The sequence below is a fragment of the Acidovorax sp. GW823-FHT02H02 genome (genome assembly GCF_058797075.1).
The window spans coordinates 15936-31910 of record NZ_JBXAJH010000008.1 but is presented as its reverse complement, the minus strand read 5'-3'; the positions used below and the strand labels follow the sequence as shown (position 1 = coordinate 31910).

General features: G+C 58.3%; 16 protein-coding genes and 1 pseudogene. 7 read left to right on the top strand and 10 right to left on the bottom strand.

Features of this window, described 5'->3' with window-relative positions; genetic code table 11:
- Positions 1-49 precede the first annotated feature (49 nt).
- A complete protein-coding gene (locus AC1RDS_RS10340; protein WP_492226941.1) occupies positions 50-532 on the top strand; it encodes a toll/interleukin-1 receptor domain-containing protein in 483 nt (160 codons plus the stop codon).
- A gap of 662 nt (positions 533-1194) precedes the next feature.
- Here AC1RDS_RS10340 and AC1RDS_RS10335 read toward each other — a convergent pair.
- From AC1RDS_RS10335 to AC1RDS_RS10295, 9 genes and pseudogenes are all read right to left on the bottom strand, one after another.
- Positions 1195-1830 carry an HAD family hydrolase gene (locus tag AC1RDS_RS10335; RefSeq protein WP_348703592.1) on the bottom strand — a complete coding sequence of 212 codons (636 nt, stop codon included), beginning with the start codon at positions 1828-1830 and terminating at the stop codon, positions 1195-1197.
- Positions 1831-2696: 866 nt separating this feature from the next.
- A pseudogene (locus AC1RDS_RS10330) lies at positions 2697-3228 on the bottom strand (IS3 family transposase); the annotation flags it as partial.
- 332 nt (positions 3229-3560) lie between these two features.
- Positions 3561-3989, bottom strand: a complete 429-nt coding sequence (locus AC1RDS_RS10325; RefSeq protein ID WP_492226940.1) for a type II toxin-antitoxin system VapC family toxin — start codon at positions 3987-3989, stop codon at positions 3561-3563.
- Complete coding sequence (locus tag AC1RDS_RS10320; RefSeq protein ID WP_492226939.1) at positions 3986-4240, bottom strand: type II toxin-antitoxin system Phd/YefM family antitoxin; 255 nt, start codon at positions 4238-4240, stop codon at positions 3986-3988. The genes AC1RDS_RS10325 and AC1RDS_RS10320 overlap by 4 nt, the downstream gene beginning before the upstream one ends.
- Positions 4241-5247: 1007 nt before the next feature.
- A complete protein-coding gene (locus tag AC1RDS_RS10315) occupies positions 5248-5541 on the bottom strand; it encodes a type II toxin-antitoxin system RelE/ParE family toxin (RefSeq protein WP_492226938.1) in 294 nt (97 codons plus the stop codon).
- A 3-nt stretch (positions 5542-5544) separates the two neighbouring features.
- The gene (locus AC1RDS_RS10310; protein WP_492226937.1) at positions 5545-5763 is read right to left on the bottom strand and encodes a TA system antitoxin ParD family protein; all 219 of its coding nucleotides are present in this window, start codon (positions 5761-5763) and stop codon (positions 5545-5547) included.
- 97 nt (positions 5764-5860) lie between these two features.
- A complete protein-coding gene (locus AC1RDS_RS10305; RefSeq protein WP_492226936.1) occupies positions 5861-6088 on the bottom strand; it encodes a hypothetical protein in 228 nt (75 codons plus the stop codon).
- Between the two features lie 299 nt (positions 6089-6387).
- The gene (locus AC1RDS_RS10300; protein ID WP_492226935.1) at positions 6388-6786 is read right to left on the bottom strand and encodes a type II toxin-antitoxin system VapC family toxin; all 399 of its coding nucleotides are present in this window, start codon (positions 6784-6786) and stop codon (positions 6388-6390) included.
- 14 nt (positions 6787-6800) lie between these two features.
- Positions 6801-7058: an antitoxin gene (locus AC1RDS_RS10295; protein WP_492226934.1), complete on the bottom strand. Its 258-nt coding sequence runs from the start codon at positions 7056-7058 to the stop codon at positions 6801-6803.
- A gap of 327 nt (positions 7059-7385) precedes the next feature.
- Between AC1RDS_RS10295 and AC1RDS_RS10290 the strand changes: the two genes are divergently transcribed.
- From AC1RDS_RS10290 to AC1RDS_RS10280, 3 genes are all read left to right on the top strand, one after another.
- Positions 7386-7637, top strand: coding sequence for a hypothetical protein (locus AC1RDS_RS10290; RefSeq protein ID WP_492226933.1), 252 nt, complete (start codon positions 7386-7388; stop codon positions 7635-7637).
- Between the two features lie 113 nt (positions 7638-7750).
- Positions 7751-8044 carry a helix-turn-helix domain-containing protein gene (locus tag AC1RDS_RS10285; RefSeq protein ID WP_492226932.1) on the top strand — a complete coding sequence of 98 codons (294 nt, stop codon included), beginning with the start codon at positions 7751-7753 and terminating at the stop codon, positions 8042-8044.
- A 2-nt stretch (positions 8045-8046) separates the two neighbouring features.
- Positions 8047-9363, top strand: a complete 1317-nt coding sequence (locus AC1RDS_RS10280; RefSeq protein WP_492226931.1) for a type II toxin-antitoxin system HipA family toxin — start codon at positions 8047-8049, stop codon at positions 9361-9363.
- 605 nt (positions 9364-9968) lie between these two features.
- On the opposite strand, the gene cadR is transcribed toward AC1RDS_RS10280, so the two are convergent.
- On the bottom strand, positions 9969-10388 hold the full coding sequence (cadR, locus tag AC1RDS_RS10275) for a Cd(II)/Pb(II)-responsive transcriptional regulator (protein ID WP_005303894.1): 420 nt from the start codon (positions 10386-10388) through the stop codon (positions 9969-9971).
- An 85-nt stretch (positions 10389-10473) separates the two neighbouring features.
- Here cadR and AC1RDS_RS10270 point away from each other — a divergent pair, with 85 nt between their 5' ends.
- From AC1RDS_RS10270 to AC1RDS_RS10260, 3 genes are read left to right on the top strand one after another with little or no spacing between them, the layout of a single operon-like run.
- Positions 10474-12879 (top strand): heavy metal translocating P-type ATPase, encoded by a 2406-nt coding sequence (locus AC1RDS_RS10270; protein ID WP_492226930.1) that lies wholly within the window; start codon positions 10474-10476, stop codon positions 12877-12879.
- Positions 12876-13967: a signal peptidase II gene (gene lspA, locus AC1RDS_RS10265; protein WP_096450781.1), complete on the top strand. Its 1092-nt coding sequence runs from the start codon at positions 12876-12878 to the stop codon at positions 13965-13967. The genes AC1RDS_RS10270 and lspA overlap by 4 nt, the downstream gene beginning before the upstream one ends.
- Before the next feature lie 48 nt (positions 13968-14015).
- A complete protein-coding gene (locus AC1RDS_RS10260; RefSeq protein WP_085944543.1) occupies positions 14016-15932 on the top strand; it encodes a cytochrome c/FTR1 family iron permease in 1917 nt (638 codons plus the stop codon).
- Positions 15933-15975 lie beyond the last annotated feature (43 nt).

The window sequence follows — 15975 nt, the reverse complement described above, 5'->3', positions numbered from 1 at the left end:
CGGACAAAGCAGTGGTGCCAGGCCGAGTTGGTCACGCGCCGGTTCGTCCGTGTCATACACGGTCTCGGATGTTCGAGCGCTCACGCCCGTGCGGCGCAGCATCGAAAGTCGAGCCGCGCTGCCTGACCTGCGAGACATTTTCCTCTGCCACGCTTGGGACGACCGGCAAGGTGCGGCCAAGGAACTGCACGATCAGCTTGAGTCGCGCGGCGTCTCAGTTTGGTTCAGCGAGAAGGACGTGGCCCTTGGCACGTCGTTGCTTCGCGAGATCGACAAAGGGCTGGCGAAATCCCGCGTCGGGATTGTGCTGGTGACCCCTTCGCTGCTGAGTCGCGTGCGAGGCGAAGGCATCGCAGAGAAGGAGCTGTCCGCGCTTCTCGCGCGCGATCTGCTCGTTCCCATTGTGCACGATACGACGTATGAAGCCCTACGTGACGTCAGCCCTCTGCTTGGCTCGCGTAGTGGCCTGAGCACGACGGAGGGGTCGTTGGCAGCTGTCGCCGCCAAGTTGGCCGAGTTGGTCGCCGTCTAGGTCATGCTGTCGACATACTCGGGGGGCGCTCTTGAGCGTTGGCCGCGTGCAGTCTCTGCTGAGAACGACCGGTGTCGGTCAAAACGATCCTCCGCCCTTGGGTGGTCGACCGGCAGCTCCCAGCCTAAAGCGGAAGCAGCGCGATTTAGGCTCCCGATACGGGGACTCTCCTACGGGAATACCCTCCAGAGCCGACTGCGCCACCTTAGTCGTGTCCTGGAGCGCGGCGAGTAACGCCGACCCAACTGGTCGAATATGCCAGCCATGCTGGACGCACTGGTACCCAGATCGGTCTGACCGGGCTGCATGTTTCCGGGCTTGCGTACACGGTGTTCATGGGATCAGAGACTGGGGGCAGTGCCCTCAGGGGGCATCGTTACGATAGCGGTTCATCCTCAGAACACGCCCATGCTTCTGTCACTGCATATCGACCAACAAGCGCCGAATCACTACACCGCCCGGGTACTCGACAACCAAACCTAGGTGGATGAGCTCTTTACCGAGGACATCCAGTCAGCCATCACCCTGGCTGGCCAGGAGGTACGGCGCGATGGGGTTCACATCTGGTACCGGGTGGTGCACCTTCAGCGGCGGTTTTAGGACAACTGACGGTGCTGCCTATGCGTCGGCTTGGCTCGTGAGATCCGGAAGAGGCTGAAGCACTATGAAATGCTGCTGATTCCAGAGTTGCCCGGCCCGCTTCGCAGCATCCAATCCGCGAATGCCGCAAGACTCGAATGTTGGGAATGAACAATCTTCAGATCAGGCCCAACATTGGGGGATCGAGTTGACCCACGGCATATCAAAGCGAGGTGAGTGCTAGGTTTGATGCCCTTGAAGTACGGCAAATAGTCGTCCACGAAAGCCGCAGCACCCAACTGCTCTATAGCAGCAGCTTTGGGACTGCGATCCCCTGTGGAGCGTCCTGTTGCAATCACCCGTTCGATGGGGAATCCAGCATCCCGCAGATTCTGTAAACGTGCGTTCTGGAACTGCGGGCGCAGCGCTGTGACACACACGAGGTTGAATCCAGCATCGTGCAATCGGTGGCAGGCTTGCACTGCATGCTCAACGGCAGGAATCGTGGACCAGAACTGCTCATCCATGCAATCCTTGAAAATTGAGAGCCTCTCACCATCCAGCGCCTCGACTTCCCAGCGGTCCAAGGGCCAATATGCATTCTTGTCCAACTCCTTCGGGAAATACCCAAAAGCACGTTCCCAGAGGTGCGCATAGGCCAGACTGTAGTCCAGCAGGACGCCGTCTGCGTCCAGTGCGATGAGAGGACGCGTCTTCATCTGGTTTGTGCCTCACGCAGTTTGGAGAGGTGACGGATGTTCATGGGGAAGATATTACGGGAGCGCGTCGAGAAGTTCCAGCGCTGCCAGGCTACGTAGACGACGTAGCAGGCCTTCATTCTCCTACGGCCGTTTGCTGATCGGCCATCGCAAGCCCATCTGCTGCTGACCTGTCTGTTTCGCTGAGTGACTGCGCCGCCAAAACAGCTTGATCGAGCAGCAGCTAGCTCGGTCGTACACAAAGTCCGGAAACTCTTTTGAATCGCCCCAAGGCGATTCACTTTGAGGCGCAGCGGACGTCAGATTTACAGAATTAGCTGACAGCAACCAACCTTGAAGAGTCAGTCACTAAAGTAAAACGTGCCAAATCTACCCAATGGTCGCAATAGTGATCGGCTGAATCCGCGTGGGCACAACGCGGGCACAGAGTGGGCACAACTTGGGCACAAACAAAAACGCCCACTGAAAAGTGGGCGTTTACTGTTAGCGAGAACCGCTATTTTGTTGGTTGCGCGAGAAGGATTTGAACCTCCGACCTTTGGGTTATGAGGCGACAAACCAGACACGGTTTCAATCGACTCCAACTGCCAAAACCAGACCTTGTTCGGTCACTTCCACTCCAAACTGGAGCTTTTTGTCGCATGACATCCAATGCCGGCATGCCAAATAAAACCGACCCAGATGTCATTGTACATGCGACTGCCAGGTGCCGGTACACTGAACGTGCGACCATTGGGTAACCTCACTGGCCTGCAACTAACTGCTGCTTTAGGCGCCAACTTCGAATTGAGCCACTTTCGTCAGGTATGCCGACCGGCTGGTTGGCCTGATCCGACTCAAGGTCATGTGACCGCCGGAGAATCTATCGACCCGATGACTTCCCGGTATCCTGTCACGGCGACCCTATTCATCATCGATCCTAAAGCGGCATTTCTGATGCTGGACAAGACGAGCAGCTCAGACGTCTTATCGGCGTGACTGGCATACAGCGCTTGCTCCAAGGCATCCAGAACGAGTTTCGTGTGCATGGAATTATTGACCCGCCAGCCCACAATGCGCCGGGCGTTCACGTAGATCAAGAAAGCCACGTACAACCAGCCTAGCCAGGTTGAAACGCAGGTGAAGACCAATACCCAGAACTGGTTGGGTCGTTCGGCTTTGAAGACCCGATTGACCTTGTCCAGCGGGCGTGGCAGCTTGGCGTCCCTGATGGTGGTGCACACCACCTTGCCACGGCTCACGCCCTGCAGGCCCAGGCGTCATCAAGCGCTCGATCGTGCAGCGGGCAACGCGAACCCCATCGCAGTTCATCTACTTCCAGACCTTGTCAGCACGGTAGACACGCATGTTGCCTTGCCAGACGCGCTCTATGTGTGGTGCCAAGACACCGTCACGCTTACCCGCTGTACGAGGCATCCTGTGGCGAACGTGGTGCCCAGCACAGTCCGCTCGAGTCAAGGCCTGACTCCCGGTCAAAGGTACCGGCATAGAGACGTTGGGCAATGTTTTGAAACACGCGATAGGTCTCGCGCTCGGCGGGGTTGCTCTATAAGTATTCAATAAACATCCGAACCGAGCGGGTCACCTTCGTCATCCAGGTCAGGCTGCGGTCGTGGCTGCGATACAGGCAGTAGTCGAGCAAAGACTATCCAGCCCTTGGGGGAGCTGATTGCCATCAGTGCCCCCGGAGCGTTACCACAGCCATGTCGTGTAACGCTCATGGGCAGCGGTCATTGCATCGCCTCCCACGGGTTGAGAATGACCGCGCCCGTTGGCTGAAAATCAGCAACGTTGCGAGTAACCACCGTCATGCCATGCACAAGGGCCGTTGCCGCAATGAGTGCATCGCGCTCGCCGCGCTTGTCGGGGACATGCAACCGGGCGCAGCGTTGCGCCACGGCGGTATCAATTGGCAGCGTGCGGCCGGAGAACTCAGGCAATACGTGCTGCCCAAGCCATGAACGCAACATGGCCCCCTGGGTGGCGTCCTTGCGCTCAATCGACAGAACGCCAAGCTCCAGCTCCATGATGGTGATGGCTGACACAAAGAGGTCGGCGGCATCGACTGTTTCCGTCCATGCCGTCACGTTCGCATCGGCCTTGCCAATCCGTACTTTGCGCAACTCGGACACCACGTTGGTATCAAGAACAAACATCATGAGAAATCAACCGGCCGGGGTTCGATGGTCACACGCGGCGGCACAAACTCGATGTCGGCGATGCCCGGCATTGCCAGTGCATCGGCAATGTTGCGCCGCTGCTTGGTTAGCCGCTGATATTCCTCAAAGCTCATCAGCACATGGGCCGGGTGGCCTCGATCTGTAATGAACACTGGCCCGTTGTTTGCGGCCCGTTTTGCCGCGCTCGTCCCGTGATTGAACTCGCGGCTTGATAGGGTGGTGATGGTCATTGCAGCACCTCCGATATGTGAACAATGTAGCCATGTTACTACACCATAAGAATGGGGGCAATCGGTGGTTTCCTAGCCCGGTGCCGCCCTGGCCTTGGGCAGGATGGCCGCTGACTCTGCCCAAATGCCCGTGATCTTTTCACTGGCGGCGCGCACACGCAAATACGAGACTGCTGCAGCCACATCCGTTGCCACATAGGCTCCTAGATCCAGATCCGCTACCCGCACGCATGTCCAGTGGAATGTTGGCCAGCCAGGCCGCGTTGATTCGAATCATCGCAGCAGCGCAGCCGTCCAACTGGCGAAGTCCGCCGTTAGGCTTGCTGGCTACGTAACGCGCAGGAGCGCACCCTTGCGCAGTTCGACTTCAATGCACTGACGCGCGTGTTCGACGTATGCCGCGGGTAATGGCAACTGTACAAATTTCACCGGGGCCGCCTTTGATATCAACGCGGCCTGGCTGGCCAACATTCCACTGGACGGCGTGCAGGTGCGCTCACCTTTTTGGGCGGATTGCAAAGCCAGCTGGAGCACCGGAACTCTTCACAAGAGATGCAACACTTGAAGCAAGTCGGCCACCGAACACAACTCCAACGTCCTACCGTTACGGTCGTTAGTTCGCATCCCTGCATGCACCACATCATCAAAAGCAAGCTCTGTATGCCCTGAATCAAAGATCCGTCACAAGATACGCCATTGTTGGGGGTCGGCTCCTGCGAAAAATGGAGGCCATCTGTCACAAGAAACGCCATCTTTGGTGCACAGAAGCCGAGCCAGGCCATCGGCATGCGCCGAAAAGTGTGTTGTTCCACCTGAAGAACATTGAAGCCGTGTATTCACAAGATACGCTATCGCCCGACAATGGCGGGTCGCATCTTTGCGACGAAAACCTTGGCAGGCAGATAAGCGTCGTTGCGACAACACCTGGCGGCTCCCACAATTTCATCGTCCGCAATTTGCGTAGCGCCAAGGGCGCCCATCAGCTCCACTGCTGATAGCGATCTCCTTTACTTAGAGCGCTTCAATTGAGAGTAAAAGTTTTCGTGCGGCCCAACCGACATCAAAACAAATTCGACGGGCTTATTTTTGTCGGGTTGCAACTTATAAGCAAGCAATGTCTCCTGGTTGTTGAGCTTGAACTTATGTACAAACACGCCCACCAGATCACCTCGCTTTTCTTCGCCAATAAGGGGATTCTTTGCAACCTCCAGCACCGCTGCATCGAGCACTGTCTTGTCCTTTGCATGCAGTTTTTTGGCAAGCCGGTCGAAGGAGGAAGTCGATAGAGCCCTCAACACCATGGCTTATCCGAACTGGTAGGCCGAGACATGACCAGCTTTCGCCTCTTCAAGGGACAGCATCGTGTCCTGAATCATCCGCAAGGGGAGATCGGGGTTGTCCAAAACCGCCTTGCCGATTCGCGCCCAGTATTCGATCTGCTTTGGAACTGAGCGATGCTCAGCCGCAGCAACAGTCTTTGCGTCCTCAACAAGATCATCAGAAAGTTTCATTGCGACAGCCATAGCGACACTCCTTTAAGTTAGTTGCATTGTACTACCATAAACAACCTTTTACAACCAGCCTAGCAAGTTGTTCTCACGGTAGTGTTGTTTTCCTCGGTCAGTTGAGCAGCGCTAGGGCCGCTTTTGTCGGTGCAGTTTCGGGCAGGCCCAGCAGTTCAGTCTGGGTAGCATGGCGGCAAGTCTCGCCGTCAAACGTCCAATAGAACGACTTCACTGCACCAGCAGCGCTGCGCACCTTGTAGGTAAGGTCATAGCTGTCAAGTGCTTGGCGAGTGCACTCCAGGATCTGCGAACCATCGCCGAGTTTGGCCTTCTCCAGCGCCATGGCGTCAGCCTCTTGGCACGCGGCAGTGGATGTGAGTGCGTGCCCCATGTTCATTCCTAGACCTTTGAGCCAAGATACTCGGTCACTGCGGACTGCATGCCTGAGCGACCGCCAAATGCAACGAAATGCCGTGGGCCATCATCATCGCAATGGAAGATACACGCCCAGGGCTGAAAATTCGCGCGTGCTGCAGCGGGCACGCCCGTTGTTGGCATGTACGGCACAACGGCCATGGCCACATGCCCTCCTGCATGGTTTGCTCTCTGCGCTCGGTGGTGGCTGAATGACATGGCTGTTTCCTACTTTGTCCAATTCTCGACTTGCAGGCCCTTCACGCGCCCAAAGTCCTTCACATTGTTCGTGACGATGACGGCTCCCATGACGCGCGCATGTGCTGCAATCATGAGATCAGCAGCGCCGGGCTGCGCGCCCCGTTTCTTCAGGTCTGCGCGAATCTCGGCGTAGTGTTTCGCCGCATCCTGAGGCCAGTCCAGCACAGCCAAGTGCAAGGCCAAACTGTCAAGAACCGCCTGGTTCTGTTTGCGCTTGGCGGCAGCAGAGGCCTGCACACCATAGGCCAGCTCTGCAAACGTCACTGCCGACATCACCTGTTGCTGCAGAGGCACCGACTGCACCTTAGTCGCCAGCGTCTGGGACTCGCCTCGCATGAGGAAGATGCAGGTATCCGTGTCAAGCATGAACAATTGCGCTGTCAAAACGTGCGCTCCTGAATTGGCATGCGTTCGCTTTCTTCCATGAAATCGGCCGAGGCAGTCATGCCCAACGCAAAGAAGGCTGACCAGTCAGTCGGGCGCGGCGTTAAAACGACGCTTTCCCCTTCTCTTCGAATGAAGACCTCGCGCACAGACTCTGGGAACCGATATTCGAGCGGCATCGTGACCGTCTGCGAGCGGTTGTTCCACCCGACGCGGGCTGTCGGTCGGTGGATCGATGTGTGATGTTGTGCCATATATCGCAGTATATGGCAATAGATGCCACATGGCAAGCCATATATCAAATGGCGTCACCAAACATCGCCTACAGCGAGTCGATCCCTTTGACTGCAGCGTGCTCACCAACCGTCAGCAGTCGCAGCAGGTCGGGGTTCGTTGGGTGGCTTACCTTGGGCTCGGTCGAGCGGTTTTTCGAGTACCCCTTACCGATGGTTCCAACTTGCCCTGACTCGACATTCACGATTTGCATCTTGAATCCCTTGCCCGAGGCACTGCGTGAGTGGAATCGCCGTCCTTGCGGTGAAGATGCCAAGCAATCTCAACACATCCTGTGGAAATGTCCCATGAAGATCGACAACATTCAGGCCGGCAAGATCAAGTTGAGTCCCGCTGAGCACGGCTACATGGTCGGCCTGCTGGATGATGATCCACACGGACGCCCGCAACAAGCCGGCGAAGTGGTGACCTACGAGCGCACCGAGGGACGCGCCGTGTCGGGCCTGGAAAAGAAGGGGCTTCTTCGACGTGTGGGTGATGGAAAGGCTGAGGTGTTGCCTTTGGGCGGCGCACGCCTTCAATGCTTGGTCTGCATTTGACAAACCACATCTATTTATCGTTTTGCTAAAGATTGATACTTAAATGTTGCTTGTAACATTCTTGGAAAGTGCTATAAATGTGTCGTTTATGGTTAAAACAACATTTTAATATCATGCGCACTCTGCAGGAATTCGCTTCGACCCTCAAGGACGCTAAGAAGGTGCGCCGCCTGAGCGACATAGAGCTTGCTGCCAGAACCGGGCTCTCACCGCAAGGCGTGAGGCTTGCGCTTGGCGGAAAGAGCGCACCAAGGCTGACCACCGCCATGGCCCTAGCCCAAGAGCTGGGCCTGGAACTCGTCTTGGTCCCGCGCGAGGCCGCGCAATCTCTCGCCCAGCCCCAGCCAGATGCCCGCACGGTGCTTTCCGATGTGGAGTTGTTGCTGCAATCGACGGCGGGGCACTGACGATGCGGTATCGCGCCCTGGACGTTTTTATCGGACCCGGCCGGCGCCGCGTTGGCGTGCTGTTTCAGTACGGAGCCGGCCGCAACACCATCACCCGGCTTGTGCCCGAGCGCACCTACTGGATGGACGACACGGCACCCATCCTCTCGCGCAATGCCTGGGTGAGTGACCGTGACAGACGCGCCGTGTTCCTGTCCGAATACGCCATGCAACCCTTCTTCAATGGCGATGGCGAGGCCCTGCCCAACTTCTTTCAGAACATGCTGCCAGAAGGCCCATTGCGCCGGCACCTTGAGGAAATCGGCGGGCTGGACAAGGGAGATCACATGGGCCTGCTGAGCCTATGCGGCACAGACCTTCCGGGGGCTGTCTATGTCTCCCCGGCAAGCACCGACCGCGACAGCATGGCCAGAATCGTCACGCAGAACAACGATGCGCTGGAGATGTCCGTGTCCCCGATGCCAATGCCCGAAGCAACGTCACTGTCAGGGGTGCAGCCCAAGCTGTCCCTGGTGCGCGATGGTGGCCGGTACGTGGCCAGGACCAAAAACTCGAAGGGTGTGCACATCATTGCTAAGCTGCCAACGGTCGAATACCCGCTGCTGCCACAGGTGGAGGAACTTTCGATGCGGTTGGCCGCAGCTGCAGGGGTGAACGTGTGCGAGGTGGAACTTGCGCCGCTAGAGCAGATTCACGCGGATCAGCCCTACACCCTTGGCGATGGCCGGCACTTCCTGGCCGTGAGGCGCTTTGACCGCGAAAAGACCAAGCACGTGCACTGCGAGGATTTCGCGCAGATCCTGGGCGTACCACCCGACCAAAAGTACACGCACCCCTATGCGGCTTACTCGCTCATGCTGGCAACGCTGATCAGCGAACCCAAGCTGGGCCAGGATGCGGCATTTGAAATGCTGCGGCGGATCACCGTCAACGATTTGCTGGGAAACTTTGACGGCCACTTGAAGAATTTCGGACTTCTGTACGGGGACGGGCGAACGCCCGAGTTGTCTCCGGCATATGACGTGGTGGCCTACTCTGCCTACATGCACGGGCGTGGCCACGCGCTCAGGTTCACGCCAGGGGGCAGCAAGCACGCACGCATCACTCCCTCAGTGGTGCGAGAGATCTGCAACGCATTGCCCGGTCTGTCTGAGTTGAAGGCGAGCGCGATCATCAAGGAGACCGTGCGTCTGGCGTACGACAGCTGGCCCGACATGATCAGCGAATCTCGGCTGCTGCCGGAACAGAAAATCAGGCTCATGTCGCACTTCACTGCTACGCCGGCTATCGCTTCGCTGATTAAACGCGCAGCCCGATAACTCCCGAGCAAAGATGCAAGACGCAGGCGCATTCATACCTGATGCGGCGAAGCACAGGGCACATTCCAGGCAATTGCATGAGGCAGGGCCAAACGTCCTCGCGCAGCTGTGGCCGGAACCCGACTGGCTGGATCTGTCTCGCTCGGCCAGGTATGCCCACAGACCTTGGCAGCTTTTGCGGTCACCTACTGGGGGCTGGGCACGGAACCCATAGCGCGTTCCTGCTTTGGGATTGAGGCGCGCAAGTGGCCCGAAATGTATGAACGCGCAGTGGGCTTTGTGCGCAAAGTGTTTGATGAGGCGACAAACGATAGCCTGGACGCGATGCGCGCCAAGGCTTTCGCGCTGGCCGGCGTTTCTCCCAAGTCCAGCCAGTCCGAGAGGATGGTGCTGTGCGCAGCTGGCAGGTTCGGAGGCAAGAGCCTTTATGCGCCCTTCACCCCCACCCCTAAATTCGGGTGGCTGTTGGGCTCTATGTGTCATTTTCAGAAGACGACTGCACGGAATATCAGAAGTCAGCCGCACGACCTTCTCCGATGCCAATTAGGCAGGCCGCTCACGAATCCAAAATCGCAGGCCAATGTCGGCGTGCGAAACAACTCATGCTATGCGTTGCATCCCGGATGATTGCAATCTGATAAACCTTGCAAGATGCCACATGCCTCTATTCGTCGAGCGCCCGAGCATTTTTCACGCAGCGAGAGCAAGTGCCGCTTCAATTGCAACAGCGCTTCGACGCGATCTTCGGTCTGACGAATATGGGCATCCAGTAGTGTATTGACGTCGCCGCAGTCCTGAGCAGGGTTATCTCGTAGGCCCAGCAGTATCCTGATTTCGCTCAGCGTCATGTCAAGCGAACGGCAATGACGAATGAACTGCAAACGCTCGATGTGCACATCGCTGTACAACCGAAAGTTGCCACCGCTTCGCGCTGGCTTTGGCAGCAGCCCTTCCTTTTCGTAGTAGCGGATGGTCACGACCTCGCACCCAGAGCGCTTGGCTAGATCGCCAATTCTGATTTCCATGCCTCAATCTCCATTTATCACTTGACTCTATAGTAACTATAGAGTTTTTAATGGAGGTTGTACAGAAGATTTGAAGGAGTTATCCATGAGTGAATGCGCTTCAAAGGCGTGTGGCTGCTCGGCTGGGCCGATCATGCAACCCACGACACAAGCCCCGCCGACAACCGGATCGGCTCAAGCGGTGTACCGCATCGAGAACATGGATTGCCCCACGGAAGAGGCGCTGATCCGAGGCAAGCTGGTTGGGCTGGCGGGTGTGGTTGGTCTTGAGTTCAACCTGATGCAGCGTACCTTGACCGTGCAGCACGAATTGCCTTCGCTGTCTCCCGTTGAACAGGCACTGAAGGCCATCGGCATGCAAGCTGTGCGCATGGATGAGGCGTCGGCTGGGCAGACAACCAAGCTGTCCATTGCCAAGATGGATTGTCCGACAGAGGAAGCATTGATCCGCAACAAGCTCGGCACCGTGGCCGGGGTTACCGGTCTCGATTTCAACCTGATGCAGCGCACGTTGTCGGTACGCCATGCTGACGGGGTTCTGCCGGATGTGCTTGTGGCACTACAAGCGCTCGGATTCGAGGCGCAGGTCGAGGACAAGGCCATGGCCGCGTCGCCATCGGCGTCCCCTGTGACAACGCAGACCAACTGGTGGCCACTCGGTATTTCCCTCATCGCCGCATCAGCGGCCGAAGCGGTCTACTGGTTCCACAACGGCAATCATTGGTCGGTCGTCATTCTGGCGCTTGTAGCGGTCTTGACGGGAGGCCTGTCCACCTACAAGAAGGGCTGGATCGCGCTCAAGAACCGTAACCTCAACATGAACGCCCTGATGTCGATTGCTGTCACAGGTGCCATGTTCATCGGCCACTGGCCCGAAGCTGCGATGGTGATGGTGCTCTTCGCGCTGGCCGAGGTGATCGAGGCCAAGTCATTGGATCGCGCCCGCAACGCCATCCGTGGACTGCTCGACCTGACCCCGGAGCAGGCCACGGTGCAACAGCCTGACGGCACCTGGCGAGAGGCAAGCGCCAAGCAAATCGCCATTGGCAGCCGAGTCCGGGTCAGACCGGGTGAGCGCATCGCGCTCGATGGCGAGGTGCTAGACGGACGCTCCACGGTCAACCAAGCCCCGATCACGGGCGAAAGCCTCCCGGTCGAGAAGTCCCCCGGCGATCCGGTGTTTGCGGGCACGATCAACGAATCCGGTTCCTTCGAGTACCGCGTTTCCTCCTTGGCCAGCAACTCCACTTTGGCCCGCATCATTCACGCGGTAGAGGCTGCACAAGGTAGCCGTGCGCCGACCCAGCGTTTTGTCGATCAGTTCGCCCGTTGGTACACGCCTCTCGTGTTCGCCCTAGCCATCGCCGTCGCACTGCTGCCCCCGCTTTTCATGGGCGCGGCATGGATGGACTGGATTTACCGTGCACTGGTTCTGCTGGTGGTTGCCTGCCCATGCGCCTTGGTGATCTCCACGCCGGTCAGCATCGTCAGCGGCTTGGCCGCCGCTGCCCGCCACGGCATTCTCGTTAAGGGCGGTGTCTATCTGGAAGAAGGCCGCAAGCTGCGCTGGCTGGCTCTGGACAAGACCGGCACAATCACGCACGGCAAGCCTGCTCAGACCGATTTTGTCGCATGGGGTCATGCACTCGCCTCGGATAGCCGCAGCATCGCTGCCAGTCTGGCGGACCGCTCAGACCATCCGGTATCCAAAGCGGTGGCGCAGGCTGCGCAGCGGGATGGGGTTGCCTTGCTCGACGTGGCCGAGTTCAGCGCGCTGCCCGGTCGGGGTGTGCAAGGCCAAATCGACGGGGAGACCTACCATCTGGGCAACCACCGGATGCTGGAAGAGCTGGGGCAGTGCACACCAGAGCTGGAGCAGCGCATCGCAGCGCTGGAAACCGCAGGCAAGACCGTCGTGATGCTGGTGGGCGCAAAAGGGGTACATGGCTTATTCGCCGTTGCGGACACCATCAAGGACAGCAGCAAGAGAGCCATCGCCGAGCTGCATGCTCTGGGCATCAACACCGTGATGTTGACCGGCGATAACCCCCACACGGCACAGGCCATCGCCGCACAAGCCGGCATTGACCGCGCGCAAGGCAACCAACTGCCCGACGACAAACTGCGCGAAGTGGAGCAATTGTCCAGAAACGGCAAGGTTGGCATGGTCGGTGATGGCATCAACGACGCACCGGCCTTGGCGCGTGCGGACATTGGCTTTGCAATGGGAGCGGCGGGCACAGATACCGCTATTGAAACCGCCGACGTGGCCCTGATGGACGATGACCTGCGCAAGATTCCGACCTTCGTGCGCCTGTCGCGTGCGACAGCACAGGTGCTGATGCAAAACATTGTGCTGGCCCTTGGCATCAAGGCGGTATTTTTGGTGCTCACCTTCACGGGTCACGCGACCATGTGGATGGCTGTGTTCGCCGATATGGGTGCCAGCTTGCTTGTTGTCGGCAACGGCTTGAGGTTGTTGCGCCGATGAGCTGGAAACTCTTTCTCTATGACTGGGGTGGCCTGAACATCGCGTTGTTTCAAGCCATCAACACAGGCACGCCCGCCACGCTGAAACCACTGGCATGGTTCTTTGGCCTCGTGGGAAGTTACTGGACAGCGCCGCTGATGCTGTTGGGTCTGTGGTGGTGGTCGAAATCGGCTACAAACCCGGCGCGTGGTACGGCCGTTCGGCATCGCCTTATTGGTTTTAGCGCGGCCTTCTTGCTGGCGTTATTGGTCGCCACCGCCTTGAAGCTATGGTTCGACTTTCCACGCCCGCCTGCCGTCCTTGGCGACCTGGCGCGCGTCATCGGGGACAAAGAGCTTCACTACAGCCTGCCCAGCGGGCATGCCACCTATGCCGCGATGGTGGTCGGCGCGCTCTGGCCTTTGATGGGCCGCCGTGGTCGTCTCAGTTTAATGCTGTACGCCACATTGGTCGGCTGGTCGCGCATCGCGGCCGGAATGCACTTTCCGGCCGATGTGTTGGCGGGGTGGACGCTGGGATGGAGCTGCACGGCACTCGCCGGGTGGTTGCTGCCGTTGGCCGCCCCTGTGTGGCAATCGGCCCGCCGCACATCGGCTTGGGTCTGGTTCACCGTGGCCGCCAGTGCTGTCATGACCGATCAGCTCACGAAGTTCGCCATCATCCGCACGTTTGCCTACGGTGAGCAAGTCGAAATCACCCCGTTTTTCAACCTCGTTCATGTCCTGAATCCGGGTGCGGCATTCAGCTTTTTGGCGAACGCTGGTGGCTGGCAACGTTACTTTTTCATCACGCTGGGTCTGGCTGTTTCTGCTTGGCTGGGGCGCATGCTGTGCCAGCAACGGCCACGTCTCGAAGCGATGGGCTACAGCCTGATCCTTGGTGGTGCGCTCGGCAATGTCGCGGATCGTGTGCTGCGTGGATCGGTTGTCGATTTCCTCGACTTCCATTGGCAGCTTGTGCACTGGCCCGCCTTCAACCTCGCAGATGTGGCGATCACATCGGGTGCTGCTTTGCTCATCATGCAGATGCTAACCCAAGGCAAGGCGGTGGACACCGGTGCAAATGGGAATTATAATCATTCACAATGATATAATCCGAGAGTTTCCATGACTTGCCGAGCAACCTATCGCTGGCTGATGACTTTGCTGTTGGCGACTTGCGCGTTGATTGGCGGGCCAAGCTACGCAGCCGACACCACCGAACTCAAAGCCAAACAGATTTGGCAGCTTCTGGACTACGTCGCCGTCGATTACGGCGGCGCGGTCGCCAACGGTGCTGTCCTGAAAGCGTCGGAGTACGCTGAAATGCAGGAATTTTCAGCGACAGCCGAACGTCAACTGGGAGAATTACCTGACCAGACCGACAAGGGTCGCTTGTTGCAACAAGCGACCGCTTTGCGTGCTGCGGTAGCTGCCAAAGCCGATCCGGCCAGCGTAGCAAAACTGGCGCACGCGCTGTCCAGTGCGGTGCAAAAGGCGTACCCGTTTCCAGTCGCACCGACTGCCATGCCGGTCTTAGCGAAGGGAGGGCAGTTGTTTCAGGCCCAGTGTGCGGCCTGTCACGGTCAGCAAGGGCGCGGTGATGGCCCCCTAGCGGCATCCCTCAACCCCAAGCCGACCGCGCTGGCCGATCACATGCGGGCGCGCGAGCGCAGCTTATTCGCGCTACACCAAATTATCAGCAACGGTGTCCAGGGCACCGCTATGCAGGGCTTTGGCGCGTTGTCGGATGAAGACCGATGGGCATTGGCGTTCTTTGTTGGCACGCTACCTTATACGCAAAGCGACAAGGACGAAGGAGCCAAGCTCTGGCAAGCCAACGCGCAGGTTCGCCAGACGCTCGCCAGTCTGGATGTGCTGACGCAAACATCTGAGCATGTCTTGGCGGACAGGCTGGATGAGCCTTCCGCCAGAGCCCTGACGGCCTATTTGCGCGCCAATCCGAGCGCGCTGAATATCAGCAGTCCGAAGGGCACCGCGATTGCCAAAGCCAAACTCAGTGAGAGCGTGACGGCATTGCTGGCTGACGACCGTGCAGGTGCGACCAAGCTAGCCTTGTCTGCTTACCTCGATGGCTTCGAGCCGGTCGAACCGGCGTTGGCCACTCGCAATCGGCCGCTGTTCGAGAAGATCGAAGCCGCGATGGTGTCCTACCGGGCATTGATAGCCAATGGTTCGCCTGCCGATGTGCAGACAGCGGAGCTGCATTTGCGCGGCTTGCTGGATGAAGCGGACAAGGTGCTTGCCCCCTCCGACGACGATGCCGTGGCGGCCTTCATCGGTGCGTTAACCATCTTGCTACGTGAAGGATTGGAAGCCCTGCTGGTGGTCGTTGCCATGCTGGCGTTTCTCAAGAAAGCCGAACGGAAAGACGTATTGATCTACGTGCATGCAGGCTGGGCATCCGCGCTGGCCGCAGGCGGCATTACATGGGCAGTGGCAACTTACTTGGTCGGCGTCAGTGGGGCAAGCCGGGAGCTAACGGAAGGCTTTTCGTCACTCTTTGCCGCCGTGGTCTTGCTGGGTGTGGGCATGTGGATGCACCAGAAGAGCGTTGCCGGTCGTTGGCAGGTCTACCTCAAGGAAAAGCTGTCTTCGGCGCTCAACAAGCGCACGGCATGGTTCTTGTTTTCGCTGGCCTTCGTCGCCGTCTACCGTGAGGTGTTCGAGACGGTGCTGTTCTACGCAGCGCTCTGGACAGAAGGAAATGGCTGGCCCCTGCTGGCGGGCTTGGGCACTGGCATGGGAATCCTGGCCCTGCTGGCAGTCGTGCTGCTGCGCACCAGTGCGCGCCTGCCGATTGGCCAGTTCTTCGCTGCCAGCTCACTGCTGGTGGCCATACTTGCCGTGGTCTTGGCAGGCAAGGGCATCGCAGGTCTGCAAGAAGCAGGGTTATTGCATACCAGCCCAATATCGATCCCACGCATTGATCTGCTGGGCATCTATCCGTCGTGGCAAACACTCTCAGCGCAATTCGCTGTGTTATTCATCATTGTGGTGGTTTTTACGATCAATTCGCGGTCATCGCGTCAAATGGCAGTACAAAAAAGCTGATTTGACGGCGTGAATAGGTGAATTGATGCCGCGATGAGCGCCG

Bases quoted from the DNA above. Each gene is read 5' to 3' on its own strand.
- lspA (WP_096450781.1), top strand. From the start codon at position 12,876: ATGAGCTGGAAACTCTTTCTCTATGACTGGGGTGGCCTGAACATCGCG.
- AC1RDS_RS10300 (WP_492226935.1), bottom strand. From the start codon at position 6,786: ATGCTTGACACGGATACCTGCATCTTCCTCATGCGAGGCGAGTCCCAG.
- AC1RDS_RS10270 (WP_492226930.1), top strand. From the start codon at position 10,474: ATGAGTGAATGCGCTTCAAAGGCGTGTGGCTGCTCGGCTGGGCCGATC.
- AC1RDS_RS10295 (WP_492226934.1), bottom strand. From the start codon at position 7,058: ATGGCACAACATCACACATCGATCCACCGACCGACAGCCCGCGTCGGG.
- AC1RDS_RS10335 (WP_348703592.1), bottom strand. From the start codon at position 1,830: ATGAAGACGCGTCCTCTCATCGCACTGGACGCAGACGGCGTCCTGCTG.
- AC1RDS_RS10325 (WP_492226940.1), bottom strand. From the start codon at position 3,989: ATGATGTTTGTTCTTGATACCAACGTGGTGTCCGAGTTGCGCAAAGTA.
- AC1RDS_RS10315 (WP_492226938.1), bottom strand. From the start codon at position 5,541: ATGGTGTTGAGGGCTCTATCGACTTCCTCCTTCGACCGGCTTGCCAAA.
- AC1RDS_RS10320 (WP_492226939.1), bottom strand. From the start codon at position 4,240: ATGACCATCACCACCCTATCAAGCCGCGAGTTCAATCACGGGACGAGC.
- AC1RDS_RS10280 (WP_492226931.1), top strand. From the start codon at position 8,047: ATGCGGTATCGCGCCCTGGACGTTTTTATCGGACCCGGCCGGCGCCGC.
- AC1RDS_RS10290 (WP_492226933.1), top strand. From the start codon at position 7,386: ATGAAGATCGACAACATTCAGGCCGGCAAGATCAAGTTGAGTCCCGCT.
- cadR (WP_005303894.1), bottom strand. From the start codon at position 10,388: ATGGAAATCAGAATTGGCGATCTAGCCAAGCGCTCTGGGTGCGAGGTC.
- AC1RDS_RS10305 (WP_492226936.1), bottom strand. From the start codon at position 6,088: ATGGCGCTGGAGAAGGCCAAACTCGGCGATGGTTCGCAGATCCTGGAG.
- AC1RDS_RS10260 (WP_085944543.1), top strand. From the start codon at position 14,016: ATGACTTTGCTGTTGGCGACTTGCGCGTTGATTGGCGGGCCAAGCTAC.
- AC1RDS_RS10285 (WP_492226932.1), top strand. From the start codon at position 7,751: ATGCGCACTCTGCAGGAATTCGCTTCGACCCTCAAGGACGCTAAGAAG.
- AC1RDS_RS10310 (WP_492226937.1), bottom strand. From the start codon at position 5,763: ATGGCTGTCGCAATGAAACTTTCTGATGATCTTGTTGAGGACGCAAAG.